This window comes from Arthrobacter sp. Hiyo1 (genome assembly GCF_001263615.2).
In the GTDB taxonomy this organism is placed as follows: domain Bacteria; phylum Actinomycetota; class Actinomycetes; order Actinomycetales; family Micrococcaceae; genus Arthrobacter.
The window spans coordinates 201,486-202,815 of record NZ_DF952471.1; the positions used below are offsets into that span (position 1 = coordinate 201,486).

2 protein-coding genes are annotated in these 1,330 nt (G+C 62.9%); both read right to left on the reverse strand.

The features are described from left to right. Positions 1 to 594 (reverse strand): IclR family transcriptional regulator (locus AHiyo1_RS12480; protein ID WP_059388780.1); only part of this gene is annotated, 594 nt, incomplete at its 3' end. A 48-nt stretch (positions 595 to 642) separates the two neighbouring features. After that, entirely contained in the window at positions 643 to 1,206 is a 564-nt protein-coding gene (locus AHiyo1_RS12485) for a hypothetical protein (RefSeq protein WP_059388779.1), read from the reverse strand. Between the last annotated feature and the right edge of the window lie 124 nt (positions 1,207 to 1,330).

Here is a 1,330-nt window from a genome sequence, read left to right on the forward strand (position 1 = left end):
CCAAGTGTCCGGATCCACGACGCCCGCGAGCTGCGCGTACCCCTGCTGGGCGGTTTCAGCCAAAAGGTGACGGACGACGTCGGCCGTCATCTTTTCGGCTGGGTCGCTGAACTGTTTGAGGTACTCGGCCTGCTTTTCCCGCGGCTGGCTGGCCATTAACGCCAGCCCGGCCGAAGAAATGTGAACGGGCATCCGGCCGGCAACGCGGGCACGGTTGGCCACGGATCCCCGGCGGGACAGCCGCTCCACGAACAACGCCTCCCAACCATCGAGCACGGCAAGGTTCACGTTCTGGTTCAGGACCTGCTGGATATCCTCCATGAACGGCAGGGCCGCTTGCCGGAGGGCCAAGGTGGGTGAATTCCGGTTGACGAGTTCCCATAACCGCAGGCCCAGGCGGACATCTCCGCCGGCAGCCAGATCCAGGAGACCGTGGTCGGCGAGCTGCCGGACCAGGCGATGGGCACTCGTGAGCGGCAAGCCGGCAGTCTCCGCGAGTTCGGAAAGACGGAGTGACGTGGATCCTTCGGGGAATGCCTCGATGATCCGGACGATGCGGTCCACGACGGAATCACCGGATGCCGAGTTGGCCACTGCGTTTTCCCCATTTCCCACGGATTCCATTCAATGGTGGGCTCAAGTTTACTGCGGTTCAGCAGGATCCGCAGGGGCATGCTTGGTTTCCCGGCGCGAAATCTCCAAGCCGATCGCGTCGTAGTGCGCCAGCACTACCGGCGAGGCGGATGTACCGGGCTGGTCCAGCAGGCCAAACGCGAAATCGCTGGCAGCAAGAAGTTCTTCATCGGAGCATTTGTCCAGCGGTTGGAGTCCCGCCGCGTCGATTGAGGCTGCGAATTCGCCGGTGATTTCAATCGATTTCGTTCCCGCCGCGGCCCCGAAACCGGGACTGGCAGGCTTGTCCGTGAATTCCAGGGAAACGCCGGATCCGGTGGGCAGGCCAACTTCGGTGGCTCCGCCGTCGATCGCATTGAGGTCGTTGCGGAGTCCCGCTAGTGCCTGCGATTCGACAATCGCGGCGTGCGAAAAGCCGACTCTGATGTGGGAGGTGATGCCCATTCGGCGAATCCGGCGAACAATGTGAACCAGCGCGGAGCGGGAGTCCTGATTCAGGCTCCCCCGCACGTCGATCTCGACAGCGTCGGTGGAAACATCAAACTTTACAAGGGCGTGCAATCTACGGTCCATAGGTACTCCAAAAGAGGCGTCTATGGCCGACGGCTCAACCTCAAGAAGCCTATCCTCCGGAACCCTCGTTGTACACCCCGCGAGTCGACCGACGAGCGGGCCCGCCTCACCCGGCCCGGCTGCG

Bases quoted from the DNA above. Each gene is read 5' to 3' on its own strand.
- AHiyo1_RS12485 (WP_059388779.1), bottom strand. From the start codon at position 1,206: ATGGACCGTAGATTGCACGCCCTTGTAAAGTTTGATGTTTCCACCGAC.